This is a genomic window from Streptomyces sp. SID3343 (assembly GCF_009865215.1).
Taxonomy (GTDB): domain Bacteria; phylum Actinomycetota; class Actinomycetes; order Streptomycetales; family Streptomycetaceae; genus Embleya.
The window spans coordinates 1-26372 of sequence record NZ_WWJX01001307.1 but is presented as its reverse complement, the minus strand read 5'-3'; the positions used below and the strand labels follow the sequence as shown (position 1 = coordinate 26372).

The 26372-nt window shown below is 69.1% G+C and carries 24 protein-coding genes; 12 read left to right on the top strand and 12 right to left on the bottom strand.

From position 1 onward, the window contains the following. From GT354_RS41545 to GT354_RS41530, 4 genes are all read right to left on the bottom strand, one after another. On the bottom strand, window positions 1-1627 hold a 1627-nt coding region (locus GT354_RS41545), incomplete at its 3' end, for a GMC family oxidoreductase (protein ID WP_161361883.1). A 127-nt stretch (window positions 1628-1754) separates the two neighbouring features. Next, the gene (locus tag GT354_RS41540; protein ID WP_161361881.1) at window positions 1755-2000 is read right to left on the bottom strand and encodes a DUF5302 domain-containing protein; all 246 of its coding nucleotides are present in this window, start codon (window positions 1998-2000) and stop codon (window positions 1755-1757) included. 100 nt (window positions 2001-2100) lie between these two features. Further along, window positions 2101-2781: a TetR/AcrR family transcriptional regulator gene (locus GT354_RS41535; RefSeq protein WP_161361880.1), complete on the bottom strand. Its 681-nt coding sequence runs from the start codon at window positions 2779-2781 to the stop codon at window positions 2101-2103. 83 nt (window positions 2782-2864) lie between these two features. Beyond that, entirely contained in the window at window positions 2865-4517 is a 1653-nt protein-coding gene (locus GT354_RS41530) for an MFS transporter (protein WP_161361878.1), read from the bottom strand. 182 nt (window positions 4518-4699) lie between these two features. On the opposite strand from GT354_RS41530, the gene GT354_RS41525 reads away from it, so the two are divergent. Further along, window positions 4700-5287: a hypothetical protein gene (locus tag GT354_RS41525; protein ID WP_161361876.1), complete on the top strand. Its 588-nt coding sequence runs from the start codon at window positions 4700-4702 to the stop codon at window positions 5285-5287. 4 nt (window positions 5288-5291) lie between these two features. Here GT354_RS41525 and GT354_RS41520 read toward each other — a convergent pair whose 3' ends face one another. Beyond that, the gene (locus tag GT354_RS41520; RefSeq protein WP_161361873.1) at window positions 5292-6008 is read right to left on the bottom strand and encodes a hypothetical protein; all 717 of its coding nucleotides are present in this window, start codon (window positions 6006-6008) and stop codon (window positions 5292-5294) included. Window positions 6009-6386: 378 nt separating this feature from the next. Between GT354_RS41520 and GT354_RS41515 the strand changes: the two genes are divergently transcribed. From GT354_RS41515 to GT354_RS41495, 5 genes are all read left to right on the top strand, one after another. After that, window positions 6387-6608 carry a hypothetical protein gene (locus GT354_RS41515; RefSeq protein WP_161361871.1) on the top strand — a complete coding sequence of 74 codons (222 nt, stop codon included), beginning with the start codon at window positions 6387-6389 and terminating at the stop codon, window positions 6606-6608. 390 nt (window positions 6609-6998) lie between these two features. After that, complete coding sequence (gene leuA, locus GT354_RS41510) at window positions 6999-8783, top strand: 2-isopropylmalate synthase (RefSeq protein ID WP_346012418.1); 1785 nt, start codon at window positions 6999-7001, stop codon at window positions 8781-8783. A gap of 30 nt (window positions 8784-8813) precedes the next feature. Continuing rightward, on the top strand, window positions 8814-9512 hold the full coding sequence (locus GT354_RS41505; protein ID WP_161361868.1) for an FCD domain-containing protein: 699 nt from the start codon (window positions 8814-8816) through the stop codon (window positions 9510-9512). 89 nt (window positions 9513-9601) lie between these two features. Further along, a complete protein-coding gene (locus GT354_RS41500) occupies window positions 9602-10759 on the top strand; it encodes an LLM class flavin-dependent oxidoreductase (RefSeq protein ID WP_161361887.1) in 1158 nt (385 codons plus the stop codon). Window positions 10760-10842: 83 nt separating this feature from the next. Further along, on the top strand, window positions 10843-11472 hold the full coding sequence (locus GT354_RS41495) for a CE1759 family FMN reductase (RefSeq protein ID WP_161361866.1): 630 nt from the start codon (window positions 10843-10845) through the stop codon (window positions 11470-11472). A gap of 122 nt (window positions 11473-11594) precedes the next feature. On the opposite strand, the gene GT354_RS41490 is transcribed toward GT354_RS41495, so the two are convergent. Genes GT354_RS41490 through GT354_RS41480 form a run of 3 tightly spaced genes read right to left on the bottom strand, consistent with a single transcriptional unit; the run spans window position 11595 to window position 14370 of the window. After that, on the bottom strand, window positions 11595-12383 hold the full coding sequence (locus GT354_RS41490; protein ID WP_161361865.1) for an SDR family NAD(P)-dependent oxidoreductase: 789 nt from the start codon (window positions 12381-12383) through the stop codon (window positions 11595-11597). Beyond that, window positions 12380-13114 (bottom strand): SDR family oxidoreductase, encoded by a 735-nt coding sequence (locus tag GT354_RS41485; protein ID WP_161361863.1) that lies wholly within the window; start codon window positions 13112-13114, stop codon window positions 12380-12382. Before GT354_RS41485 ends, GT354_RS41490 begins: the two co-directional genes overlap by 4 nt. Window positions 13115-13143: 29 nt before the next feature. Further along, window positions 13144-14370 (bottom strand): acyl-CoA dehydrogenase family protein, encoded by a 1227-nt coding sequence (locus tag GT354_RS41480; RefSeq protein ID WP_161361861.1) that lies wholly within the window; start codon window positions 14368-14370, stop codon window positions 13144-13146. Between the two features lie 116 nt (window positions 14371-14486). Between GT354_RS41480 and GT354_RS41475 the strand changes: the two genes are divergently transcribed. The 4 genes from GT354_RS41475 to GT354_RS41460 all read left to right on the top strand — a co-directional run bounded on the left by GT354_RS41475 (window position 14487) and on the right by GT354_RS41460 (window position 18394). After that, entirely contained in the window at window positions 14487-15158 is a 672-nt protein-coding gene (locus GT354_RS41475; protein WP_237535968.1) for a TetR/AcrR family transcriptional regulator, read from the top strand. A gap of 394 nt (window positions 15159-15552) precedes the next feature. Further along, window positions 15553-16887: an SUMF1/EgtB/PvdO family nonheme iron enzyme gene (locus GT354_RS41470; protein ID WP_161361857.1), complete on the top strand. Its 1335-nt coding sequence runs from the start codon at window positions 15553-15555 to the stop codon at window positions 16885-16887. A gap of 99 nt (window positions 16888-16986) precedes the next feature. Then, window positions 16987-17436 (top strand): pyridoxamine 5'-phosphate oxidase family protein, encoded by a 450-nt coding sequence (locus tag GT354_RS41465; RefSeq protein WP_161361854.1) that lies wholly within the window; start codon window positions 16987-16989, stop codon window positions 17434-17436. A gap of 34 nt (window positions 17437-17470) precedes the next feature. After that, window positions 17471-18394 carry an L-histidine N(alpha)-methyltransferase gene (locus GT354_RS41460; RefSeq protein WP_161361852.1) on the top strand — a complete coding sequence of 308 codons (924 nt, stop codon included), beginning with the start codon at window positions 17471-17473 and terminating at the stop codon, window positions 18392-18394. Window positions 18395-18430: 36 nt separating this feature from the next. On the opposite strand, the gene GT354_RS41455 is transcribed toward GT354_RS41460, so the two are convergent. Genes GT354_RS41455 through GT354_RS41445 form a run of 3 tightly spaced genes read right to left on the bottom strand, consistent with a single transcriptional unit; the run spans window position 18431 to window position 23689 of the window. After that, window positions 18431-19837, bottom strand: a complete 1407-nt coding sequence (locus GT354_RS41455; RefSeq protein WP_161361850.1) for a hypothetical protein — start codon at window positions 19835-19837, stop codon at window positions 18431-18433. Further along, window positions 19834-22053, bottom strand: coding sequence for a WD40 repeat domain-containing protein (locus GT354_RS41450; protein ID WP_161361848.1), 2220 nt, complete (start codon window positions 22051-22053; stop codon window positions 19834-19836). The genes GT354_RS41455 and GT354_RS41450 overlap by 4 nt, the downstream gene beginning before the upstream one ends. Then, on the bottom strand, window positions 22043-23689 hold the full coding sequence (locus GT354_RS41445) for a hypothetical protein (protein ID WP_237535967.1): 1647 nt from the start codon (window positions 23687-23689) through the stop codon (window positions 22043-22045). The genes GT354_RS41450 and GT354_RS41445 overlap by 11 nt, the downstream gene beginning before the upstream one ends. Window positions 23690-24142: 453 nt before the next feature. Here GT354_RS41445 and GT354_RS41435 point away from each other — a divergent pair, with 453 nt between their 5' ends. Together GT354_RS41435 and GT354_RS41430 are read left to right on the top strand one after the other, a co-directional pair. After that, window positions 24143-24391, top strand: coding sequence for an acyl carrier protein (locus GT354_RS41435; protein WP_161361843.1), 249 nt, complete (start codon window positions 24143-24145; stop codon window positions 24389-24391). A 271-nt stretch (window positions 24392-24662) separates the two neighbouring features. Next, window positions 24663-25328: a GNAT family N-acetyltransferase gene (locus GT354_RS41430; protein ID WP_202512869.1), complete on the top strand. Its 666-nt coding sequence runs from the start codon at window positions 24663-24665 to the stop codon at window positions 25326-25328. A 9-nt stretch (window positions 25329-25337) separates the two neighbouring features. On the opposite strand, the gene GT354_RS41425 is transcribed toward GT354_RS41430, so the two are convergent. Then, window positions 25338-26351: an NAD(P)/FAD-dependent oxidoreductase gene (locus GT354_RS41425; protein WP_161361841.1), complete on the bottom strand. Its 1014-nt coding sequence runs from the start codon at window positions 26349-26351 to the stop codon at window positions 25338-25340. Window positions 26352-26372 lie beyond the last annotated feature (21 nt).

Below are 26372 nucleotides of genomic sequence, written 5' to 3'. Positions count from 1 at the left end.
GGGGGGTTCGGGTGTAGGGGTGGCCCGGATTGGGGCGGGGGTCCTGGTCGCCTTTGTTGGGCCATAGGGCGGTGGCTCGTTCGGCTTGGGCGGTGATGGTCAGGGACGGGTTGACGCCCGGGTTGGCGCTGACCGCCGAGCCGTCGAGCACATGTAGGCCCGGGTGGCCGTAGACGCGCTGGTAGGCGTCGACGACGCCCGTGCGCGGGGAGTCGCCGATCACGCAGCCGCCCAGGATGTGCGCGGTCATCGGGACGTTGGCCAGGTCGCCCCAGGTGCCGCCGGCCGCGCCGCCCAGTCGGTCGGCGATACGGCGGACGGCTTCGTTGCCGGCCGGGATCCAGTTCGGGTTCGGTTCGCCGTGGCCCTGGCGCGTGGTGATCCGGGTGCGGCCGAACAGGCCGCGCTTGCGATACACGGTCAGCGAGTTGTCGCGCGACTGCATCACGAGCGCGATGATCGCCCGCTCCGACCAGTTGCGGACGTTGAGGAGCCGCGCCTTGGCGGGTTCGCGCACCAGTTGCCGCACGAATTGCCGGACGCGCGGCCGGTCCCCGTCGGTGAGCAACGTCTGGAGCAGCCCCATCGAGTTCGAGCCCTTGCCGTAGCGGACCGGTTCGATGTGGGTGTCCGCGTCGGGGTGCCACGACGACGTGATCGCGACCCCGCGCGTCGCGTCGACCACGCCCACGGTCGGTGCCACGGCGCCGAGCAGCGCCTCGGAGTTGGTCCGGGTCAATCGGCCGAGCATGCCGGACAGGCGCGGCAGCGTACGTTCCTCCGCCATCTTGTGCAGCAGTCGCTGGGTGCCCAACGTCCCGGCCGCGAACACCACCTGTTCGGCGGTCCACGTGCGCGGCGCGCGGCCCCGTGTCGGCGGCCCGCTGCGGACCGTCTCGACCGCGTAACCGTCGCCGTCGCCGCCCAGTGGCCGGACCCGGCGCACCGTGCGCTCCGGGTGTACGACCGCGCCCGCCCGTTCGGCCAGGTAGAGGTAGTTCTTCAGCAGCGTGTTCTTGGCGCCCACCCGGCACCCGGTCATGCACGAGCCGCACTCGGTACACGTGGTCCGTCGGGGCCCGGCGCCGCCGAAGAACGGGTCGGGCACGTCCTCGCCCGGCCGTTGGCCCGCGTCGGGAAAGAGCACACCGACCGGTGCGAGGTGGAAGGTGTGGCCCACGCCCATGTCCTCGGCGACGGCCTTCATGTGCTCGTCGGCGGGCGTCATGTGCGGGTTCCGCACCACGCCCAGCATCCGCTTGGCCTGGGCGTAGAACGGGGCGAGTTCGGCGTGCCAGTCGGTGATGTGGCCCCATTGGGGGTCGTCGAAGAACGGTTGTGGCGGCTCGTACAGCGTGTTCGCGTAGTTGAGCGAACCACCGCCGACGCCCGCGCCGGCCAGGACCACGACGTCCTTGAGCACGTGGATGCGCTGGATGCCGGTCAGTCCCAGGGCCGGTGCCCACAGGAAGTCGCGCAGGTTCCAGGACGTTTCGGGGAAGTCGGTGTCGGCGAATCGTCGCCCCGCCTCCAGGACCCCGACCCGATAGCCCTTCTCGGTCAGCCGCAGCGCGGCGACGGAGCCGCCGAACCCCGACCCGATCACCAGTACGTCGTAGTCGAACACGAAGAAGCATCCCTTCGCCGGGCGGGCAGGAACCGCGAACCGGCACGATCGTCGTGACGATCGTGCCGGTTGTGACCCTATTGCCCGGTAACCCGGTGAAGAAGATGGCAGTCTCCGGCCGCGGGACTCAGCCGCTCTTGCGGCGGAACAAACGCTGCTGGGCGTTGGACCCGTGCGCGCCGTGCACACCCTTGGAACCGTCGCCGCCGGGGCCGTCGCCGGCGCCGTCGGTCTTGGCTCCGTGCTTGCGCGCCAGCGCCTCGCGGAACTTGCGCTTGGTCGCGTCCTCCGGAGTCTCGTCCTCGGGGACGGCCTCGGTCTCGGGCTCCGCCGCCACTTCGGTTGCTTCGTTCGCGGGTGTCTCGTCAGCCATGGTGCGTTCCTGCTCTCGTAGCGGTCCTTCCGTACAGCCTTCCATGTCCCGGGCCGACATCGCACGCCCGTATCGCCGATCGGGTCGGGACACGGCGTGCTCAGGCGGTCAACAGGGCCGTACGCCGGACCAGGGCTTCGATGAAGGGGCCCTCGTCCGGCCACGGGAACAGCGGCACCGACATCCGCAGGAGGATCGCGCCGTGCATCGCGGCCCAGACCGCGAGGGCTTCGGCGAACGGGTCGGTGCTCGCCGAACGGCCGGCTTCCGCGGTGTGTCGAATGGCGTCGACGAGCGTTTGGAACACGTCGAGGCGGTTGGGCAGAGCCGGCAGCGGCGTGGCCGGAGCCTCGGCGGGCGAGGCGGTCGGCGGGTGCATCCGGTCGAAAAGCGCGCGGTAGCGGCCGGGGCGGTCGAACGCGAACCGGGTGTACGCCCGGCAGCCGGCCAGCAGCGCCCGTTCGGGCTCGGGCTCGGCGACGGCGGCCGTGCGGATCGTGTCGCGCAACTCGTCGAAGTAGCCGTTGAGGACGGTGTCCAGGATGGCGTCGAGGTCGTCGAAGTGCGCGTAGATGGACGGCGCGGTGATCTCCGCCTCGCGCGCGATCCGGCGCAGGGTGACATCGCCCGAGTGTTTGTCGCGCTCGATCAACGCGGTCGCGGCGGCGAGGATGTCGTCGCGCAGGAGCGCGCCCTGCCCTCGGCGGTTGCGTCGGCGGTGGGGTCCCTGGTCGTCCATGACGGCCAGCGTACGAGGCCGGCGGCCTGCGTCCGTGGGCATGGTGCCTCCTCGGGGTGCGGGTTCGACCCCCGCGCGGCGGCCCCGACCGAGCCCCGGCCGCCGCGGAAGTCGGTGACGATGTGTCAGGTTGCCTGCCCGGCCGAGCTGTTGGTCTCCCGGGCGGTCGCCGCCTCGGTCGCGGCCTTGGTGTTCGTCCGGCGCGGCAGGGCGAGCGCGACCAGCAGCGCGCCCAGTGCGGCGATGACCGCGGCGGTGAGGGCGCCGTGGTTCATCGCGGTGGTGAACGCCCGATCGGCGGCCGAGGTCACCCGGTGGGCGGCATCGGGGGGCAGCTGCGAGGCCACCCCGTGGGCGCCGGGCAGGTCGTGCGCGGCAATCTCGGCGGGGCCGGACAGGTGCAGGTCGGCCATCGTCGATCGGTAGTACGACGACACCACGGTGCCGACGACGGCGATGCCCAGCACGCCACCGAGTTCGCGCACCACGCTGTTGAGCGCGCTTGCCATCGCGGTGTGGCGCAGCGGTACGGACGCGGTGACCTCCATGCCGGCCGGCGCCATCATCATGCCCATGCCACCCCCGATCAGCGCCATCTCGCCCGCGATGGCGGCGAACGGGGTATCGGGCGTGGTGGTCAGCGCCAGGACCGCGAGTCCGGCGGCGATCAGGCCGAGCCCGACGGTCAGCATCCCGCGTACGCCCAGCCGGCCGGTGAGCAGCGCCGACAGCGCCGACATGGTCGCCATCGCGAACGCGAACGGCATCGCCCCGAGCCCGGCCTTGAACGGGCTGTACCCGTGGACGAGTTGGAAGTACTGCGACAGCACGAACAGGGTGCCGAAGAGCACGAAGAACGTGATGCCCAGCGACACGGCGGCGACCACGAAGCCGCGGTTGGCGAACAGCGGTATCCGCACCATGGGTTCGTCACGGCGCAGCTCCCACCCGATGAACACGGCGCCGAGCACGGCGAACGCGGCGAGTTCGGCGAGCGTGACGGGGGCGGTCCAGCCGCGTTCGGGGGCCTCGATGATCGCGTCGACCAGGACCGCCAGGGCCGCCACGGACAGTACGGCGGCGGGCAGGTCCAGTCGGCCGGTGCTCTGCCGCGGAACGGGCGGCACGATGCGCACGATGCCGACGATCGCGCCGAGCACGAGCGGCACGTTGATCCAAAAGGCACTGGCCCACGAGAAGTGGGCGAGCAGCGCCCCGCCGGTCACCGGACCGATCAGCACGCCGACGCCCGCGGCGGCCGACCACACCCCGAACGCCTTGGGGCGCTCCTCGACCGGGAACATCCGCAGGATGATCGCGAGGGTCGCGGGCATCACGAACGCCGCCCCCATGCCCATCACGGCCCGCCACGCGATCACTTCGGTCGCCGTGGACGACAGCGCGGCCACGGCGGACCCCGCGCCGAACACGGCGAGGCCGCCGAGCAGCGCCCGGCGGGCGCCGAAGCGGGCTCCCAGGCTGCCGGCGAGCAGCAGCAACGCGGCGAAGACCAGCGTGTACGCGTCGGTGATCCATTGCAGGTCGGCGGTCGACGCGTGCAGCCCCTCGGCCAGCGACGGCAGCGCGGTGTTGAGCACCGAATTGTCGAGCGTGACGGCGACCAGTGTCGAACTCAGCACGAGCAGCGCGGCCCACCGGCGGGGGTGCCCCTGGGGATCCGGCGGCGCTGCCGTCGGGGGCCCGGGAACGGGGCTGTCGGTGTCGGTAGCGCTGCTGCTGCTGCCGCCGTTGCCGGTGTCGGTACCCGTGGTGGTCATGGCGCCCCCATAGCCTAACGTGCGTTTATTAACAGGCGTAAACATAGTCGGGAGCCGGCCGACCGTAAAGCCATGGGATGGCAAAGCCGACGAGCATGGGAGGGTGCTCGGCCGGGGGTCCGCGCCCGGTGGGGGAGGGCGGCGTCGGGTGGGCTCGCGGGTGGGCCTAAGGTTCCGTTCTCGTGAAGATCGAATGGCGAAAGCCCCTTGCCGCAGCGGCTGTTGCCCTGGCCCTGTGTACCGCCGCGACCGCCTGTGTCGGGCAACGGGCCGCGCAGGACCTCGCGCGCGGGGACCACGGGGAATCCGCCGACGTGGCCGCGACCCGCGGCGACGCGGAGCCGATACCCACGCCCGCCAAGACCGGGCCGCCGCTGAGCCGGCACGAAGCCGCGCTCGCGTACGTGAGCATCGTGGAGGCGCGCAACGACTCCATGACGAAGCTCTACGCAGTGGTCGAGGCCGGGGAGGACTGGCGCACGATCCGGCTGCGGGCGGGAAATCTGGTCACCGACAACAACGAGGAGATCGAGAAGTTGGCGGCGACGAACTGGCCGGCGGACGTCGCGCCCGACGTCGAGCAACTCATTCGCGACGACCGCCGGATGGGTGTCGGGTGGGCAGCCGTCTCGGACGCGAAGAGCGAGAGCGCGGTGTTCGCCGCGCTCGAACGTGTGACGGAGGGGTCGAGTGCCCCGGCGCGGATCCGGCGCAAGCTCGGTCTGCCCGAGCCGGGCGACGACGACTCGCCGTCGGCCGAGACGGCCTGACCGGTCAGCCCCGGCCGATCACGTCCACCGCGACGTCGAGCGGCGGGCAGGCCAGGGACACGCCGGCCGCCGGCGCCGCGTGGTAGCTGTCCACGCTCACGAAGTCCCGGCCGCGCTGCGGTGCTTCGCGCGGCGGTGCGGGGTCGGACCAGGTCACCGTCAAGGGCGCGTGTTCGACGTCCCACTTCGCCCCGCCCAGCGCGCGGTCGTCCGAGGAGGTCGCCTCCAGGTGGGTGACCAGGCCGACCTCGGTCCGCAGGACGCCCGCGTGCCACAGGGTCACGCCGTTCGCCGAACGCAGGATCGCCGGCGGCGCGACCAGGGCGAGGTCGGCGCCGTCGTGCCGGTCCGAGTCGAAGCGCAGCACGAGCCGGCGCGGGATCGTCGGCAGCACCACGTCCAGCACGAGGTCCCCGTCCGGGACGTGGCCGAACAGGCACGACGTGAAGCGGATCGCACCCGCCGACAGCGTCGAGGCGAGCGCCGAGTAGGCGAACCGGTCGCCCGAGCGCGTGACCGAGACCCCGTACTGCCCGAACAGCGGCGGCGCCGGCGGCCGGGGCCCGCTCGGCCGGGCCAGGGTCCGCATGCCGATCGTCGTGTACAGCCCGGCCGGCGTCCGCAGGATCCCGCCATGGAACACCTGTACCTCGTCGTGCGCGAGCAGGACCTCGGGCGGCCTGACCAGCTCGATGCCGGTCGGGGCGGTGCTGTCACTCATCCGCCGATCGTAGTGCCGTGGCCGGATGCCTCCGGCCGGCACCCGACACCACCGCATGCGCTCGACCTCGCCGAGCGTCGATCGACGAGTCGGTCACGCTATGGAGTGAATGCCGAAGGCGTCGGCGATCCGTTCGGGGGCTCGCCCGATCGGCCCAACGAGGTTTGGAAACGACAAGGGCGCCTGTGGCGCGAGCACGGTGCGCTTCGAAGTCGCGTGTGACCTGCGGGGGTGTCAAGAGCGGGGCAATTCGGTCCTGTTCAGGGCGCCACGAGGGGATTCGGCCGGGTACTTCGTGGGGACACTTTCCGGTTACGGCTTCACCCGGAGCGGCCCCGAACGCCCCGCGCGTCACCCGACAGGCGCATACTGGTGGTGATGACGACGTCAGCCGTGACCCGGCGCATTCTGCCCACCAGTCCCTTCAACGTCCCCGTCGCCCCCATCATCGAGGATTTCGAACTCGGTGCGCGAGTGACCCACGATCAGTACGGACTCGGTCGGATCGTCGGTGTCGAAGACGACATCGCGGTCACTGTCGATTTCGGGTCGCGTCAGGAGCGGATCTGCCGCCCCTACGCGAAACTGAGCAATCTCTGAGTATCCCGACTCCACGCGGTCGGCACAGGGAGGCGCCTCCGGACAGCACCGGGCCGGCGCCTCCTCTCTGTTGGTTCCTTGCACGCCCTTTGTTCCGCCGGTCGAGGCATTCCGCCGGCTGAGGTGTCCCGCCGGTTGAGGCGTTTCGCCGGTCGAGGTCTTCAGCGAGTCGAGATCCTCCGCGGCCAGAGGAGTTCCGCCGGTTGAGCCGCCTGTGTCGCGGACTAATCGACCGAGACATCAGGTTGTCTGACAACTTGTGCTAGTCTTCCCGCCATGAAGCTGCGTGGCCTCCTTCTCGGTCGCCGCGGCGGGGCCTGACGCGACCGGCACCCCGCCGCGGGGTTCGGCGTTGCCGGTCGGTCCCTCCGACGGCAAGGAAAGCCCATCGTGAACGGCAACGCCTTCCCCACCCTGCGCACCCCGAGCGGCCCCGTCCCCGACGGTCGACCCCGCTGGAACCCGCAACGCGCCGGCTCCATGCCGCACCACCGCTACCGTCCCGCGCACGAGCGGGTCACGGTGCACGCCGAGCAGCGCGGCTGGCCGACCAACCGCATCGAGCACGCGCCGCTGTGGGTCCCGGTCGACCTGCGCGACGGCAACCAAGCCCTGGCCGAGCCGATGGACCCCGCGCGCAAGCGCCGCATGTTCGACCTGCTCGTAGCGATGGGCTACAAGGAGATCGAGGTCGGCTACCCGTCGGCGAGTCGTGCCGACTTCGACTTCGTACGGCACCTGGCCGAGAGCGACGCCGTCCCCGACGACGTCACGATCGTGGTCTTCACAGCCGCCCGTACCGATCTGATCGAGCGTACGTACGCCTCGATCGAGGGCATCGCGCACGCCGTGGTGCACATGTACACCGCCACCGCGCCCACCTGGCGCGACGTCGTGCTCGGACACGACCGGGACGCGCTGCACGCGCTCATCCTCGCCGGCGCCGAGGACGTCGCCCGCGGCGCCGACGCGCGGCCCGGAGCGGACATCCGGTTCGAGTTCTCCCCCGAGGTGTTCAACCTGACCGAACCCGACTACGTCCTGACCGTGTGCGACAGCATCACCGAACTGTGGGACGCGAGCGAGGACCGGCCGGTGATCCACAACCTGCCCGCGACCGTCGAGATCGCCACGCCCAACGTGTACGCCGACCAGATCGAGTACATGCACCGCAACCTGGGCCGACGCGACGCGGTGATCCTGTCCGTGCACCCGCACAACGACCGCGGCACCGGCGTCGCGTGCGCGGAACTGGCGCTGCTGGCGGGCGCGCAACGGATCGAGGGCTGCCTGTTCGGCAACGGCGAGCGCACCGGCAACGTCGACCTGGTCACGCTCGCCCTCAACCTGTACACCCAGGGCGTGGATCCGATGGTCGACTTCTCCGACATCGACGAGATCCGCCGCACCGTCGAATACTGCAACCGGATCGACGTGCACGCCCGCCACCCCTACGGCGGCGACCTCGTGTACACGGCGTTCTCCGGGACCCATCAGGATGCGATCAAGAAGGGCTTCGCGCACCACGCGGCGCGGGCGGAGGAGGCAGGCCGCACGCACGCGCAGGCGCCGTGGGACGTGCCTTACCTGCCGATCGACCCGGCCGACGTCGGACGCGACTACGAGGCCGTGATCCGGGTCAACAGCCAGTCCGGGAAAGGCGGCATCGCCTACCTGATGCAGAGCGCGCACGGTCTGGACCTGCCGCGCCGGCTACAGATCGAGTTCTCCCGCGTCGTGCAGCACACGACCGACGACAGCGGCGAGGAGATCGGCGCGGCCGAGCTGTACGACCTGTTCCGACGCGAGTACCTGGACCGGCGGGCGCCGGTGGACGTGCGGGAGTGGCGGGCCGAGGAGGTCGAGCCCGGGCGGCACCGCTTCGTCGGCACGCTCGACGGGCGCGCGATCGAGGGTGAGGGCAACGGGCCGCTGTCCGCGCTCACGGCGGCGCTCGCAGCGGCCGGGAGCGCGGTGGAGATCCTCGACTACGTCGAGCACTCGATCGGCGTCGGCGGGGACCGACACGCGGCGTCGTACGTGGAATGCCGCGTGGGCGGTGTCGTCCGGTGGGGCGTGGGGATCGACACGTCGATCCTGGCGGCCTCGGTGCAGGCGACCCTGGCGGCGGCGAATCGGGCGGCGACGAGCGGGCAGAGCGTTGCCCCGCGTTAGAATTCGTCGGACAACCTGAGAGGTGACGCGATGACGTTCGGCCCGCTGCGCCGTAGCCCACTGGTCGGCCAGGCGGCCGAACGGCTTCGCGCCCAGATCGCCGCCGGCCGCTGGCCGATCGGCAGCAAACTTCCCGGCGAGATCGCGTTGGGCAAGGAACTGGGCATCGGCCGATCGACCGTGCGCGAGGCCGTGCGTGACCTCGCGGGCGCGGGACTGGTCGAGTCGCGCCAGGGGTCGGGCATCTGGGTGATCGCCACCGAACCGGCCGTGGACTGGACGACCCGGCTGCGCCGCGCGTCGGCGGCCGAGGTGTACGAGGTGCGCAACCTGATCGAGGTGCGAGCCGCGATGCTGGCGGCCGAGCGGCGGACCGAGGAGGATCTGGACGCGCTGGCGGCGGGGCTCGCCGCGCGAGCGGCGGCGCTCGGCGACGACGAGGCGTACATCGACGCGGACATCGCCTTCCACGCGCGCGTCGTCGCTGCCGCGCACAACGACGTGCTCACGGACCTGTTCGCGGCGTTCCAGGTGACGATGCGACCGGGGCTGCTCGACCTGCTCGCGGTGATGGACGCCCGGGGGCTGCGGGCGGATCGTCCCGACCCGGGCGCCGACGCGCACGCCGCGATGGTGGCGGCGATCCGGGCGGGCGACGCGGCGGAGGCCGGTCGGGTCACCGAGGCGGAGCTGGCCGTGAGCCTGCGCATCCTGCGGGACGAGACCTGACAAGCAGGAGTGGGAATAGTTCTTCACGGTTGGCCATTCCAGTCAGCAACAGTTGAAGGATCAACCACTAATCGAGAAGAGTGAGCATCGTGCAGTTCGGGATCTTCACCGTCGGTGACGTCACGGTCGACCCCACCACCGGGCGGGCGCCGACCGAGCACGAGCGGATCAAGGCCATGGTGGCCATCGCCCGCAAGGCCGAGGCGGTCGGTCTCGACGTCTTCGCGACGGGCGAGCACCACAACCCGCCGTTCGTGCCGTCCTCGCCGACCACGATGCTCGGTTACATCGCGGCGCTGACCGAGCGGATCATCCTGTCCACCTCCACCACGCTGATCACCACGAACGACCCGGTGAAGATCGCCGAGGACTACGCGATGCTCCAGCACCTCGCGGACGGCCGAGTGGACCTGATGATGGGTCGCGGCAACACCGGCCCGGTGTATCCGTGGTTCGGCCAGGACATCCGCCAGGGCATTCCGCTGGCCGTCGAGAACTACGCGCTCCTGCGCGAGCTGTGGAACAACGACGTCGTCGACTGGGAAGGCCGGTTCCGTACGCCGCTCCAGGGCTTCACCTCGACGCCGCGTCCGTTGGACGGTGTGGCGCCGTTCGTGTGGCACGGGTCGATCCGCAGCCCGGAGATCGCCGAGCAGGCGGCGTACTACGGCGACGGGTTCTTCGCGAACAACATCTTCTGGCCCAAGGAGCACTTCGTCCGGCTGATCAACCTCTACCGCGACCGGTTCGAGCACTACGGCCACGGCACTCGCGACCAGGCGATCGTCGGGGTCGGCGGCCAGGTGTTCATGCGGGCGAACTCCCAGGACGCGGTACGGGAGTTCCGGCCCTACTTCGACAACGCGCCGGTGTACGGACACGGCCCGTCCCTGGAGGACTTCACCGAGCAGACGCCGCTGACCGTCGGCAGCCCGCAGGAGGTCGTGGACAAGACGCTGACCTTCCGCGAGTCGTTCGGCGACTACCAGCGTCAACTGTTCCTGATGGACCACGCCGGGTTGCCGCTCAAGACCGTGCTCGAACAGCTCGACATCCTCGGCGAAGAGGTGATCCCGGTGCTGCGCAAGGAGTTCGCGGCCGGCCGCAAGGCCGACGTCCCCGCCGGGCCCACCCACGCGGCGCTCGTCGCGAAGCGTGACGCGGCGTCGGAGTCGGAGTCGGCGTCGGAGTCGGAGTCGGCGTCGGCGTCCGCGTCCGCGTCGGAGAGCGTCACACGGGCGCTCTGACCCGTATCGCGTCGAAGAGAAGTCGAAGAGAAGTCGAAGAGAAGTCGAAGAGAAGTCGAAGAGAAGAAGGGGAAAGGCAGACGATGCAATCGCTCAAGCTCGTGGTCGTCTCGGCCGGATTGGGCAAGCCCTCGTCCACGCGCCTGCTCGGTGACCGGCTCGCCGAGGCTGCGCGTGAGCGCCTGGTCGAAGGCGGGTCCGGCGCCCAGCCGGCGGTCGAAGTGCTCGAACTCCGCGACCTGGCTGCGGACATCGCGAACCACCTCGTGGCCGGGTATCCCGCCCCGGCGCTGCGGGCCGCGATCGACGCGGTCACGGCGGCGGACGCGCTGATCGCGGTCACGCCGATCTTCACCGCCTCCTACAGCGGCCTGTTCAAGTCCTTCTTCGACGTCGTGGACAACACCGCGCTGATCGGCAAGCCGGTGCTGATCGCGGCGACCGGCGGCACCGCGCGCCACTCGCTCGCCCTGGAGTTCGCGGTGCGCCCGCTGTTCGCGTATCTGCGTGCCGCGGTCGTGCCCACTGCGGTGTACGCGGCCACCGACGACTGGGGCGCCGGAGGCGGCGCCGACGGTCTGGGCGCACGCATCGCCCGTGCCGGTGGCGAGTTGGCCGACGCCGTGACGGGTAAGCCGCGGCCGGTCGCGGCGCCGGAGTTCGAGGACGTGGTGCCGTTCGCCGACCGGTTGGCGGCGCTGCGGTCCGGCTGACCGGTTCGGGCACCTGCGGAACCCACCCGCCGGCGCCCGAACGCGCCCGGCCGCCATCCGCGTTCGCACCGGCCGGCAGTGGGCGGCGGAGCAGAACCCGTCGTGCGCCCACGACTTGGCGACTACGCGGGCGGGTCGGGCTCCAGACGGGCCTGGAGTTTGCGCATGCCCTTGAGCCAGCGGTCCGGGTCGGCGGCCCGGCCCGCGTACATCCGGGCCACGTCCGGGTGGGGCAGGACCAGGAACGGGGTGCCCGCGACGGCCGCCTCGACGACCACCTCGGCCACCTCTTCCGGTTCGATGGCGCCGTCGTCCAGGACCAGCCGGCCTGCCTCGCCGGTCGCGCCCAGCATGGCGGTGCGCACACCCAGGGGGCAGACCGCCTGGACGGTGACGCCCTTGGCGCCGTAGGTGACGGACATCCACTCGGCGAAGGCGTACGCGGCGTGCTTGGTGACCGAGTATGCCGCGGCGTCCAGCATCGTGAGCAGGCCCGCCGCGGAGACGGTCGTGATCAGGTGCCCTCGGCCGCGCTCGACCCACGCGGGGGTGAGCAGGCGCGCGGCGCGGACGTGGGCCATCACGTTGACGTCCCACGAGCGGTCCCACGCCGCGTCCGAGGCGTCGAGACCGGAACCCTCGCCGACGCCGGCGTTCGCGCAGTAGATGTCGATCTCGGCGCCCAAGGCCGCGCGGGCGCCCGAGACCAGCGCCTGGACGCCCTCCTCGGACGCGGCGTCACCGGGCAGCGCGATGCCGTCGACCTCGGCGGCGACCGTGCGACACGCGTCGGCGTCCAGGTCGTTGACCACCACGCGGGCGCCCTCGGCGACGAAGCGGCGGGCCAGGGCCGCGCCGATGCCCGCGCCCGCGCCGGTGATCACCACACCCGCCCCGCCGACCGCGGTCACCCGACACCGCCCGCGAGGCTCACGCCGCCGTCGACCAGCAGGGTCTGGCCGGTGATCCAACTCGCCTGCTCGGACAACAGGAAGGCCACCGCGCCGGCGACGTCGGCCGGCACGCCGAGCCGGGCCATCGGGTAGGCCGCCGCGACCTCGTCCTCGCGGCCCTCGTAGAGCGCGGTCGCGAACCGGGTCTTGACCACGGCCGGCGCGACGCCGTTGACCCGTACGCGCGGGCCCAGTTCGCTCGCGAGTTGTGCGGTGAGGTGGCTCAACGCGGCCTTGCTGACGCCGTAGAAGCCGATCCCGACGGCGGGCCGCACCCCGGCGAGCGAGGACACGTTGACGATCGCGCCGCCGTGCTCGCCCATCCACGCCTTGTGCACGCGCTGTGTCCAGCCCAGCGCGGCGAGGAGGTTGACCTCCATGATCTTGCGGGCCGCGTCCAGGTCGAGGTCGAGCAGCGGGCCGTACACCGGGTTGATCCCGGCGTTGTTGACCAGCATGTCCACCCGGCCGAAGGCTTCCAGGGTGGCGGCGATCGCGGCGTCCTGGTGAGCGGGGTCGTGGGCCTTGCCGGCCACGCCGATCGCGTGCTCGGGACCGCCCAGCGCGGCGACCACCTCGGCCAGGGTGTCGGCGCCTCGGGCGGTCACGCACACCCGGTCGCCGCGTTCGATCAGGGCCCGGGCGATGCCCGAACCGATGCCCCGACTCGCGCCGGTGACGATGGCCACGGGGCGGTCGTCGCCGCTTGCCGCGCCGGTCACTTGGCTGCCGCCGATCGGTAGGACTTGAGTTCGCGATGCGCGAGCGAACGACGGTGGACCTCGTCGGGTCCGTCGGCCAGGCGCAGCGTGCGCGCGTGCGTCCACAGCGACGCGAGCACGAAGTCCTGCGACAGGCCGCCGGCGCCGTGCGCCTGGATGGCCTTGTCCAGGATCCATTCGACGGTCAGCGGCGTCGCGATCTTGATCGACTGGATCTCGCGGTGCGCGCCGCGGTTGCCGACGGTGTCCATCAACCACGCGGTCTTGAGCACCAGCAGCCGCAACTGCTCGATGCGCACCCGCGATTCGGCGATCCACTCCTGGATCACCCCCTGGTCGGCGAGCGGTCCGCCGAAGGCCTCGCGGGCGACGACGCGGCGGCACATCAGTTCCAGGCCGCGCTCGGCCATCCCGATCAGCCGCATGCAGTGGTGGATGCGACCCGGACCGAGCCGGGCCTGCGCGATCGCGAAGCCGTCACCGGCTTCGCCGACCAGGTTGGCGGCCGGCACCCGCACGTTCTCGAAGACGACCTCGGCGTGTCCGCCGTGCGGTCCGTCGGTGTAGCCGAACACGCGCATTCCGCGCCTGACGTCGACGCCGGGCGTGTCGCGCGGCACGAGCACCATGCTCTGTCGGCGGTGCCGCGCCGCGTCGGGGTCGGTCTTGCCCATCACCACGAGGAGCTCGCACGTGGGCGCCATCGCGCCGGAGGACCACCACTTGCGGCCGTTGACCACGTAGTCGTCGCCGTCGCGGACGATGCTCGTGGTGATGTTGGTGGCGTCGGAGGACGCGACGTCGGGCTCGGTCATACAAAACGCCGAGCGGATCGTGCCGTCCAGGAGCGGCTTGAGCCAGCGGTCGCGCTGCTCGGAAGTGCCGAAGTCGCGCAGGAGTTCCATGTTGCCCGTGTCGGGCGCGGCGCAGTTGAGCGCCTCGGGGCCCAGGTGCGGGCTGCGGCCGGCGATCTCGGCGAGCGGCGCGTACTGGAGGTTGGACAGGCCGGCGCCCTCGTCACCGGGCAGGAACAAATTCCACAGACCACGCCTGCGCGCCTCGGCCTTGAGATCCTCGATCACCTGCGGACGGCCCCACGGGTCGGCGGCGGGATCGGACACCTGTTCCGTGAAAACGGCCTCGGCCGGGTATACCTGCTCGGTCATGAACGCAAGCAACCGCTCACGCAGTTCCTCGGTCCGTGCGTCGTAGCCGAACTCCACCGGGCGCCTCCCCATCTCTCCGCAGACGTGGTGTGCACAAAACGTGACGTGCGCGACTCACGGTACCGACCGGTCGGTATCTTGGCTAGGGTAGCGTCGAACGCTCCCGCGAAAGGTTGACCAACATGGCGGTACGTACGCGCGGCAACGCGGCGCCGGCAGTTCCCGAGGCCGACGACGGCTCCGATCTCCCGCTGCCGCGGCGACTGCTGCGGATCGCATCGCGCATGTTCGCCGAGCGTGGCTTCGAGAGCACGTCGGTCCAGGAGATCGTGGCCGCGGCCGGGGTCACCAAGGGGGCGATGTACCACTACTACGCGTCCAAGGACGATCTGCTCGTGCAGATCTACCACCGCATGCTCGAAATGCAGACCGAGCGGTTGAACACGATCGCGGACGGGTCGGGGCCGGTCGTGGACCGGCTGAGGGAAGCCGCGGCGGACGTCGTGGTGACGACATTGGACAACCTCGACGACGCGGTCGTGTATTTCCGGTCGATGCATCTGCTGGCACCCGACAAGCAGGCCGAGATCCGGGCCGAACGCCGGCGGTACCACGAGCGGTTCCGCGCGTTGATCGAGGCAGGGCAGGCCGAGGGGCTGCTGCGCTCCGACGTGTCGGCGGATATCGCCACCCACAACTACTTCGGCGGCGTACACCACTTGAACAGTTGGTTCCAGGTCGACGGCGAGATGTCCCCCCGCGACGTGGGCGACGCCTTCGCCGACCTACTACTCCACGGGCTCGCCCCCGGCGTTGACGGGCGACCCTCGGCCCCGACGGGCTGACCCCCTGCGGCGGGCCCGGCGGATGCTCCGTTCCGGAACGCCGGACGGGCTGCTTCGAGCCGGGTGGGGCCGGGTGGGCGTCGGACGTCGGGTGGGGCGATCGTTTGTTCCGTCGTCGCCGAAGAGCGGCACGACACGGTTCACGGGGAGCCGATGGGCGACGTCGCCCATCGATGAGCGGCACGAGAGTGACCGAAAAAGCACGTACACAGTGCCGAGCGCTCCCTTATGCTGCGTCATAGCGTTCGACTGGGCTTGGGGGGATCTGTGTCCATGAAAGCGGAACCAAAGAGTAGTGGATCCACAGCGAAAGTACCCACGGACGACGGTGACCCGGGCGATTTCCTGAAGACCCGGGACAGCAAAAAGCAGATCGTCAAATGGTAGTACGTCGATGCCCGATGGCCTGAGCTCGTGGGAGTTGGCGCGGGAACTCGTCGAGGATTTGCAGGCTGCTGTTCTCGCGGCTGATCCGGACGTCCTCCCCAGGCTCTTACGCGAAGCCGAACAGCACGAACATTGGCAAGTTCGAGCATCGTGTATCCGACTGCTGGCAGATCATTTCCACGATGACTCGGTCGCTGTACGAGTGGTCGTCGACGGGGTTCACGATCCGGTCGACTCGGTAGCCTTCACCAGTATCGATGCCGTGCGGCGGCACGCTCTCGCGCCGGGCGTCGAACACCTGATTCGTATTTCCGGGTGGCCCAGCAATTTCGTCAGATCCGATTGTTTGAGGAAGCCGGTCGGTTGCGGAGCCTCCCTCACCAAGCGAGCCCTGCTCTCCTTTTTCGACTCGACTGATCCGCAGCGCCTACGCGAGCTGGAAGACGAGTTCTTCGCCGCCTGCCCACCGCATCACCGCCAGCGCAAGACTTCGTGTCGAAACGACGATGTTGTTCTGGTCCCAGGCGGACCGTTCCAGGCCGGTGCCATCACATCCGAGAACAATCCTTTCCGGATGGACGACACCGACAATCCGCCTCGAGAGATCACGATACCGTCGTTTCTCATCGACCGAACCGTGGTGACGAACCTCCGGTATCAGGAATTTCTGCTGGAGGTGACGGGAGCGACGGAATTCGATCACCCCGATCAGCCGGCCGGTCGTGACCACTTGCCCGCACACCGACACGATTCCCGATTCAACCGTCCTGAACTTCCGGTCGTCGGCATCGACTGGTACGACGCATGGGCCTTCGCGCGTTGGGCCGGCGGAGCGCTACCGAGTGAGGACGAGTGGGAAAAGGCCGCGCGCGGCGTCGACGGCAGAACCTACCCGTGGGGTGACAAGTTCGAGCCCTTCTTCGTTCAGTATGTGGAACGTGCTTTCGGGTGCGCGGTGGACGACTTGGCACAACTGGACGCAGTCCTTGTGACGGTGGAGTCCCCAGAGTTCCCGTTCGGATCGCGGCCCTGCCGACCCGCGGCCCCCTTGCTGCCCGCCGATGCGCTCCCGATGGGCGCGAGTCCGTACGGGGCCCTGCAGATGTCAGGGAACGTATGGGAGATGACCAGAACGAACTTTTTCACGCGTCAGGATATGGATCCCTTTTTCAAGGGGAGACGGCCGATCGAGTTCATGAACCGACCGGACGCCTTCCATGTTCTGCGGGGCGGGTCCTGGACATCACCCCCGCCGTGTCTGACCACGTCGTATCGAGGGCGGGATTTGATCACCGATCGGCATAACGAGATTGGTTTCCGGTGCATCTATCCGCTTTCCTAGGGTGTGACCGATCGACCGGGTCGATCCGGGGTGGATTCACGCACGGAGAAGGTATCCTGCTGCTCCATCGCCGGAACCCAGCGCACAGGAAGAGTCACGATGACGGAGGCGCCACGTACACCGGAACAGCGCAAGAAAGACGCTCTTGCGCATCTTGCAGCCGATAAAGACCTGTGGGTCTCGACGGCAGATGCCAAGGGAAATCCATGCCTGGTCCCCCTTTCGTTCTGGTGGAATGGGACCAGTATCTTCATCGCCACGGTACGGACAAATCAGACCGGTCAGAATATTGTGACCACCGGGCGAGCCCGTGTCGCTCTGGGTCATACCCGTGATGTCGTCCTCATCGAAGCCTCTGCGCTCCTTGTGGAAAACGACGATCTGGCGACCGAGTACAGCGATGCCTATGCCGAGAAGTGTGGCTGGAATCCGCGGGAATCGGCGAACTACAGATTCTATCGCTTTGATCCACAACGCATCGAATCCTGGCGCGAACTGAACGAGCACGAAGACCGTGAATTGCTGCGCGCCGGGGAATGGCTTATCTAGGGAAGTCGCTGCGACCGGAGAGGCCGAGGCGCCCGTGGAGATCTCGGGGGAGTACGACCAATTGGCACGCGCCACCCTGCTGTGCCATCTTCGCGAGCGCCGCTTCCCGGTCCGACTCCTTTATTCGGGGGCGGCCGCGCACCGGCACATGCAGTTTGCTGCGGAGAACTTCGCCGAGTACTTGGACGGTCGATCCGAGCACGAGGTGTCCGTTCTCGCGGAGGCTCTCCCCGGAAGTGAGTTCCCTCCGCAGCTCTGCGACGTCGGCACGAGCAACGGCGTGCATTCGATGCAATTTTTGACGGAACTCGACCGGAGGCGTCCGCACTGCCGCCGTTACCTGGGCATCGACTTCAGTTCTCGGCTTCTCGGCGTCGCTCGTGCGCGCCTGGAGCCCTTCGCTCCGGCGGATAGCCACTTTGCGCAGGGGGACATCGAAAGCGGTCCCATCGAAGCGGTGCGAGCGTGGCGACAGCGAGACCATGGAATGCTGTTGTGCCTGCTCGGTGGCACGCTCGGAAACGTCGAGGACCCTGCCCGAACGCTTCGCAACCTCCGTGACAGCTGTCGGCCTTCGGATGTCCTGGCGTTGGGTGTGTTCCTGCCCCCGGCCGCCGGTCACAACGTGGTCGAGCCCTATGCCACGGCTCCCATGCGCGACCTGATGATGATCCCTCTGCGTGCCGCCGGCTTCGAGGACCATCACCTCGAACTACGCGTCGAGTTCATCGACCGCGCTGTCACCGGCACGGCGCGTCTATGCACCTCCCTCGTCCTCGCCGACGATCTGATCCCCGGCGGAATTCCTTTCACCGAGGGCCAAGAGATCGACTGCTTTCGATCGCAGCGCTTCGACGGAGCCGAAATTCAGCGTCTCCTGAAGGCCACCGGATGGCACGTGACGACGGAACGCGACGACGAGGAAGAGTATCTCGTCGTCGTGGCTCGGGCAGTGTGACATCGGCTTGCGCCGGCTGTCGTCGAAACGGTGGAGCTAGTCGAGTGAGGAACAGAGCACGGCATCGGATACGGATTCCACCGGCGTTGCCGACTGCGGCGAGGTCCGTATCGTCCACCGGAACATGCCGACGCGGTGCATACGGACAACGGCGCGGTACCGGCCCTGACCCATGGGCCGCACGGGAACTTCCGCAACGGGTGCCATAGAGCCGCTTTCGGCGTCGGCCATGGTCAGGATCAACACGAGGCGGTCGGACCCCTCGACGGATGTGGCCTCCACCGCCCAATCCTCACCCAATTCCGCGTACTGCGCCGCGTCGACACAGATACCGTCGATCGAGGCCTGCGCTCTCCGCGGCTGTGCCGTGAGTATTCCCTTCAGTTGGACGATGCTCTCGGCCTGCTGCTGGAGAGTGGAGTGCCGTCCGGCGATGTACACGCCGTTGGCATCATCGGACCATTCGGGAGGAGTTGCCGACAGACGTGAGACGGTGCCGTCGCCACCGTTTTCGAACCCGATCGAAGGCTGTGGCCGTGTTTCCCCGCCCCGATCGACGCAGGCCCATTGATCGGTGGTCTGCCAGTGGCTCAACAGCGCGTGGTAGGTGGGCCTGCCGTCGCCGTTCGCGACAATGGCGGAGGCCAGACGCTCGTGAAAGACCCGGGAACGGGTAAGAGCCGCAGCGGGAAGCCCGGGAACATCCGACACGGCGGACTCGTGGGCGATGGGCGTCAATTGGTCCGGCGACGGCCCCAAGCACGCATAGACCGGCAGCAGTTCCGCCACGGACGGCAGCGATCGGGCCAGTTCGCCCAATGCGAATTTTCTCGGACCAAGACGTACGAAACCGTTGGCCAGCAGGGTCAATGCCTTGATCGAACCCTGATAGGGGGTGCCGATGGTAACCACCCTGCGTGTGTCGCGTCGTGTGTCCAGGCACTCCGCGAAAAATCGGGCGACCAGTCCACCCATGGAATGCCCGATGAGTACCACCTTGGCGTGGGGGAACGCTTCCCGTCTTCTGACCAGCGCCCCTTGCACGAAGCTCCCCAGGCGAGCCGCCGAGTGTTCGTTGGACTGTCGCCAGTCGTACGGAAATTCCTGAACGGCATCCGCGTCCTGCGCGAACAAAGTGCGCAGTCCCTGCACGAGGCGGTCGTAGCCGTCCATCGCCACGAATCCGGGAAGGATGCTGAGTGTTTTGAGCATCCCGTCGGCGGTGACCCCGTCGTCGTGGCCGAACTCCGGATCCGCGAACGCAGCCGTCGGCAGCGAAAGGTCCTCGGTCAGCCGATGACCGAGCCGTTGGACATTCGTGACGACCTGACGGTATCCCCACACTCGTTTCCGGCCGCGGATCAGAGTACTTCCGAGGATCCCAGGGATGACCACGGCTATGTCGCCGTGGGCGATGCGCGCCCGCCGTCCGTCGTTCGTCAAGGCCGAACCTCCATCAGGTCCAGGGCGCACACTCCGAGATGGGTCGCCGCGACGAGGACCGTGCCATGAATCGCCGTGTCATAGCAGCCGGAAAGGGGAATGCGCAGATGCCGCCCGCGGTCCAGGTCCCACACCCGTACGGTGTCGTCCTCACCGGCACTGATCGCGATCGGCCGGCCATTGACCACGGCCGCGTTGACCGTGAGCACCGGGCCCACGTGGCCGGTGAGTACGTCCTGTTCGGACCCGTCGATCAGGTCCCAGATGCGCACAGTGCCGTCATCGGAGGCCGAGACGGCAGTCGGCCGACCCGGTACGACCGCGACCTCGCGCACCCACGCGGTGTGCCCGTCCAGCACTCTCGACTGGCGACCGTCCGCCAGGTCCCAGATCCGAACCGTGCAGTCCGTGCCGCCGGAGACCGCAATCGGACGGCCACTCAGCATGGCCCCCGAAACGGTCCGTAGGCCACCCGAATGACCACGCAGGACATGCAGTTGCCTGCCGTCCCGGAGATCCCAGACCCGTACCGTGGCATCGTTGCCGGCGGAGAGCGCGAGGGGCAGTTCGCCGAGCACGACGGCGTCGACGTCCAGCACCGAACTGTCGTGCCCCTGCAGGTACATGGTCTGTCGGCCACTGGCAAGGTCCCAGACACGCACTTCACCGTGAGCCCCGGCACTGACCGCGATGGCGCGGTTGTCGACAACCGTGGTTTCGACCCGACCCACCCAACCGGTGTGCCCGTGCAGAACGGCCGTCGGCGTACCCCGCGCCAAGTCCCAAACGCGAACCGTATGGTCGGTTGCGCCGGAGACCGCGACGGGACGCTCGTCCAGCACGGCCGTGGCGACGGACAACACACGGTCGGTGTGGATGGTGACGTCGTTTGCTCGGGGAGCGGTGTCGGACAGGTCCCAGATCCGGACGGTTCCGTCCCCGCCGACGGTGACGGCAACCGTCCAATCGTCCACGATCGTGGTCTCCACGCCGTGCACGCCGATGAGATGACCGGTCAGCACCTGTTGTTCGGTGCCCTCGACCAGGTTCCAGACTCTGGCCGTGCGATCGGCGCCGACGGTCACCGCGAGCCGACTGTTCGGCACGAGTGCCACCGAACGCGCCCACCCGGTGTGAGCGTTCAAGATCTTGGGTGGAGCCGAGCAGGTCAGATCCCACACCCGGACGGTGTGGTCGTCACCCGTGCTGACCGCCGTCGGGCGTCCGTCGACCAGCCCCCCGGCGACGCCGAGCACCCACCCCGTGTGGCCTTGGAGTTCCTGGAGGAGAGTGCCGTCGGCGAGGTCCCACACCCGGACCATTCCGTCGGCGCCACCGCTGAGGACCGCGGCGCGACCCTCCAACTCCGTGATGGCCAGTGCGCGCACGCTCCGGGTGTGGCCTTGGAGTTCCCGAAGGACAATGCCGTCGGCGAGGTCCCACACCCGAACCGTCCGATCGGAGCCGCCACTGACCATCAGCGATCGACCCTCCACCACGCCGACGGCTACCGCTCCGACCCAGCGGCCTTCGCCTTGGAACACGCGCACCAAACGCCCGTCGGCGAGGTCCCACACCCGGATGGTGCCGTCGTCACTTGCCGTGACCACCGACAGTCGGCCTTCGAGCATGGTGGTGGCGACGGATCGAACGGTTGCGGTGTGCCCCTCGAAGACGCGGATGGTTGCGCCCACGGTGAGGTCCCATACCCGGACGGTACGGTCCTCACCGCCGGTGATCGCCACCGGTCCGGTGTCCAGGACGGCGGTCGAGACGCACCGCACCGATCCCGTGTGGCCCTCCAGGACTCGGTGGAACGGGGTGACGGGAGACCTCGCCCACCGGGGCCACCAAGGAGCGGCGGCCGAGGGGGTCAACTCGATCGGTTCGCGCTGCTCGGCGGCGGTCAGAGCCAATACCGCCGCACGTTCGCTCGACGGCAACCCGCGCATCAAGTGCGCACAGCGCAGATACAGGCGCGCCAGATCGGGCAGCCCGCGGTCCAACCCCGTGCCCAGTGCCGCCGCGAGGATCTCCGGATCGGCGGCGATCAGAAACCCCGCATCGCTGACCAGTGCAGCCAGCCCGCCCGCGGCCCGAGCGTGAGCGGCCAGGTAGCGCGCCGTGTAGGGGTTGGCACGTTCCCAGCCGTCCGCATCGGCCAGCGCTCGCAATCGCTTGACGATCACGGCTTCGATGTCGGATTCAGTTGCCACGGGTCGCCTCCCTTCGCAGGAAATCACCGATGGATTGGTGATACAGGCGGAAGACGGATTGCCCGTCCTCCGTGCCTTCGATGAGGTAGGAACCTGCTTCGCGAACCACGCGCGAGATGTCGGCCGCACTGTACGCGCGGCCGGAGCGGTCCTCGGCGAGGGCGGTCGCCAGCTCCGGCCAGATCTGTCGGCGTGGCAGGCCCTTGCCCCGGGCGAAAGCCAGCGGGGTGAGCACCTCAGTGACCAGGACCGGGTCCTCGAACCGTTTCAGGTCCTCGCCGAAGATCCGGTGCAGCCCCGCCTCTGCCGCCGCTCCGGGCAACTGCCCGTACCACCGCGGGAGTTCGACCACGTCCTCTGGTAGTGCCTCCAACGCGCTCACGGCGAAGCGGGCGTAGAGGAACACCCGGCCCGCCTGCCTGGCCACCTCTCGCGCGGCCATCCGCCTGCGCCGCTCGGTGGGCCATCGTCGGGACCCGTCGGCGGCCACGTCCATCGCCCGCGCCGCGAGCCGGATCTCGACGTACCGTTCGATGTCTCGGTCCGTGTCGTCGTCGAGGTCGAGGTCGAGGATCTCGAACGCGCCCCTGCGCGGCCGAAGGGACTCGATGAGCGGCCCGGCGTCGGTGGCTTCGCAGCCGTCGACGGCGGTATGTCGAGCGATGGTTCGGCCGTCGCGGTCTCGGCGTGTTCCTACGATCACTCGGCAACCGGGGAGTCCGGCGATGGCTCGCAGGACATCGCGGGCGATGAACACCTCTTCACCCTGCTCCGCCTCGTCCAAGGCGTCGGCCAGGACCGTCACCCGCCGCCCACTGTCGTGCAGGGCCAGGACAAGGTCGCGTGGTGGACTGGACGACTCGGACAAGTCGATGTCCAGCTGGTACGCGATGTCCCGAGCCACATCGTCGACGCGACGATTCTTGACGAGTACGACGGCGTCGAACGTGCCTATGACCGGATTCGGTTCGTTGCCTTCGTCCAGGAGACCCAGCACCCGGCAGGCTGCTTGCGAGCCGGGATCGGCGAGCACTGCCAGCCGCCCGAGAAACGCCGACTTGCCGCTTCCCGGGGCGCCGGTAACCACCATGAGACCTTGGTCGTTTCGGCCCAACCACAGCACCAAAGACGCGGACGACGTGTGCCGGCCCGTGAAGAACCAGCCGGAGTTGCCCACATCGGTGCCTGCCGCCTTGCGGAGGAAGTGTTCCCGATCGTCGTCGGAAAGTTGTGCGAGGAGTGCGTCCATTTCGACCGCGCGATCTGCTGCATTCGCCCGGTAACGCGGATTCGGCATGATCTTGAGGCCGTCGCGTCCAGCCACGTAAGCGCACTGTTCGTCGTCGAGGCGAAGCCGCAGCTCCTCGCGCATTTCGAACAAGGTCACGAATTCATCGCCGTCCTTCCAATGCCCACCCAGTGACCCGTCGTGCAGCGCTGCCATCATGTTCTTGACGAACAACCCGCTGTACGACTTCTCGTGGTGGAGTGACGGAACCAAAACCGCCAGGTCCATTCCGGGTCCTGCTTGGCAGGCGGCGGCTCGATCCACGGCTTCCTGAATCTCGTGTGCGGCGAAACCGGAGTAGCAGGTGTCCAGCATGATCAAGCCTGATGTCGCGCCGCTGTTCAGCACCGCTTGAACCAAGGTCCTCGGCGCCTATTGCCTTGCTGCCGAAATAGGGGCCGCTCTCCGGACTGGAGGCCGTCAACACGTAGTGCCGACCGTTGTGCAGACGCCCGTGACCGGCAAGATAGACAACGGCCCGGCCGGCAGGCCACCTGTGCCGTGCCCGGTCCGCCCAAACCTCCAGGACGTCGACGATGTTCCGCGCCGAGGCGGTGGACAGTTCCCCGCACCCGTCGTGGGGCGAGAACCCCCAATCGGCGAAGAACCGCAACAAGGTGGAAGCGTCCTCGACAGACGCTGTCAGGTGGGCGTGTGGGGTCCCCATGTAGTCAATCCCGACCGAGATCACAGAGCCACGAGTACCTGAGGTCACGACGTCAAGCATGGCATCATGTGGCGCCCTCGGGGATGACATTCCCGAGAGGCGTCGGCCTGTTCGTTTCGGAAGGGAACAACTCCATGGCACTGAGCGAGCGTGAGATCCTCGACGGCCTCGCGGAGATCATCAACGAGGAGACCGGCCTCGCCGTCGAGACCATTCAATTGGGGAAGCATTTTGCCGAGGATCTCGCCATCGACGAGTCGATGATGACAGTGATCGCCGAGCACGTCGGGGCGAAGTTCCGGGTGACTCTGCGGTATGCCGATGTCGAGCGATTCAAGAAGGTCGGCGACGCCGTTGCCTACATTCAAGCGGCCCAGGGCTGAACGGACGGCACTGACACGGGTGCGTTCCAAAGGCATTCCCGCGCTCGTCCGCATCGTCGTGCCGGGCCCGAGGGCGCGCGATGGACAAGGGGCTTCACCCGGCCGACAGGGCCGACGGCCTTCCCCTGGAGAGCGATCCCGCCGGGAGGCACGTGACACGGCACCAAGGCCGCTTCTCGGGCCGCCCGTCCGGCCACAGCCGGGCCCGACACGGTCGGGCGAGGCCGAAGAAACCGGTCGCGATCGGGGAGGGCACTCGAGAAGATGGGGCATGATCGGTGACTATTGGCCGTTGTTCGGGCTTCGGGTTGTGACGCCTCGGCTCGAATTGCGTTATGCGACCCAGGAAGACTTCGCCGCGCTTGTCGAGTTGGCCGACAAGGGTATCCACGAGCCTGACTACATGCCGTTCTCCTGGGCGTGGACGCAGGTTCCGCAGCCGGAGAAGGGGCGGACGGCGCTGCGTTATTACTGGTCGAAGTGGGCGCAGTGGAGCGCCTCCGACTGGCACATGATGCTCGCCGTCGTGCACGAGGGACGCGTGATCGGGGTCCAGGACTGCGCGGGGCGGGGCTTCCCGAAACGCTGGGAGATCGCGTCCGGTTCGTGGCTGGGGCGCGCCCACCAGGGACAAGGGTTCGGTACCGAGATGCGTGCGGGCATGCTCGAACTCGCGTTCGCGGGGCTCGATGCCCGGTGGGCGATATCCACCTCGCTGGTCGACAACGTGCCCTCGCTCCGGGTGTCGCGACGACTCGGCTACGTGGACGACGGCTTCGATGTGCTCGTGGGGGACAAGGACGCTCCTCGGGTGGCGCAGCGGCTGCGCCTGACTCGTGACGCGTGGCGCGAACATCGCACGATCGAGGCCGAGATCCACGGCCTCGACGCGTGCCGCGACATGTTCGCGGAGGCGCCACCGAAGACGAAGAGCTGAACTCCGCTGCTACGCGAGCGCGTTCACGACCGCGCCGAACACCGCCGGTAGTCGATGCGCGGCCGGCACGATCAGCCGCGCGCTGCGTTCGTGGCGGCGTGCGGTCAGCAGGGCCTCGGTGAGTACGCGGTGGCGGCGGGACAACCGCCGCCACCGCGCGTCGTAGCGGTCGGGCCGACCCGCCACCAGGGATTGCACGAGCACGCGTGCCGACGCCAGCGCGAGCGCGACGCCCTCACCGGTCAACGCGTCGGTGTAGCCCGCCGCGTCGCCCACCAACAGCACCCGGCCGACCACCCGCCGGCGTACCCGCCGCCGCAGCGGACCCGCGCCGCGTACCGTCGTCGTCGCCGGCCCGGTCAGGCGCGCGAGCAGGTCGGGAAAGTCGGCCAACTGCTCGGCGTACGGCCGCCCGCGCGGACCCAGGACCGCCACCCCGACCAGATCGGCGCCGACCGGTGTCACGTACGCCTCGCCGTACGGCGACCAGTGCACCTCGACGAAGTCCGTCCACGGCGCGACCGCGAAGTGTCGGCGCAGCCCGTACCGTCGCTCGCGCCCGTCGGGCAGCGCGAGCCCGAGCCCGGCGCGCACCGGCGAGTGCAGCCCGTCCGCCGCGACCAGCCACCGGGCCCGAAACCCGCCCGCCGTCACGCCGTCCGCGTCCTGGCGCACCGCGTCCACCCGCCCGGCGACCACCTCCACCCCAAGGCCCACCGCGCGCTCGTACAGCCCGCCCTGCAACTCCGTGCGCCGAACCCCCAGTCCCGGCCCGGCCCGAAACCGCGCGGACACCGCGTGTTGCGCGTCGACGTAGCGGATTCCGGCCAACCGATGCCCCGCGGGCGCGACCCCCAACTCGCGAAGCGCGGCCACCCCGGCCGGCATCAGGCCCTCCCCACACGCCTTGTCCACCGGCGCCCCGCGCGGCTCCACCACGACCACTCGCAGCCCCGCGAGGGCGCCGTGGATCGCGGTGGCCAGCCCGGCCGGACCGCCGCCGGCCACCAGCACGTCGATCACGCGGTCGCCGTGGGCGCAGGC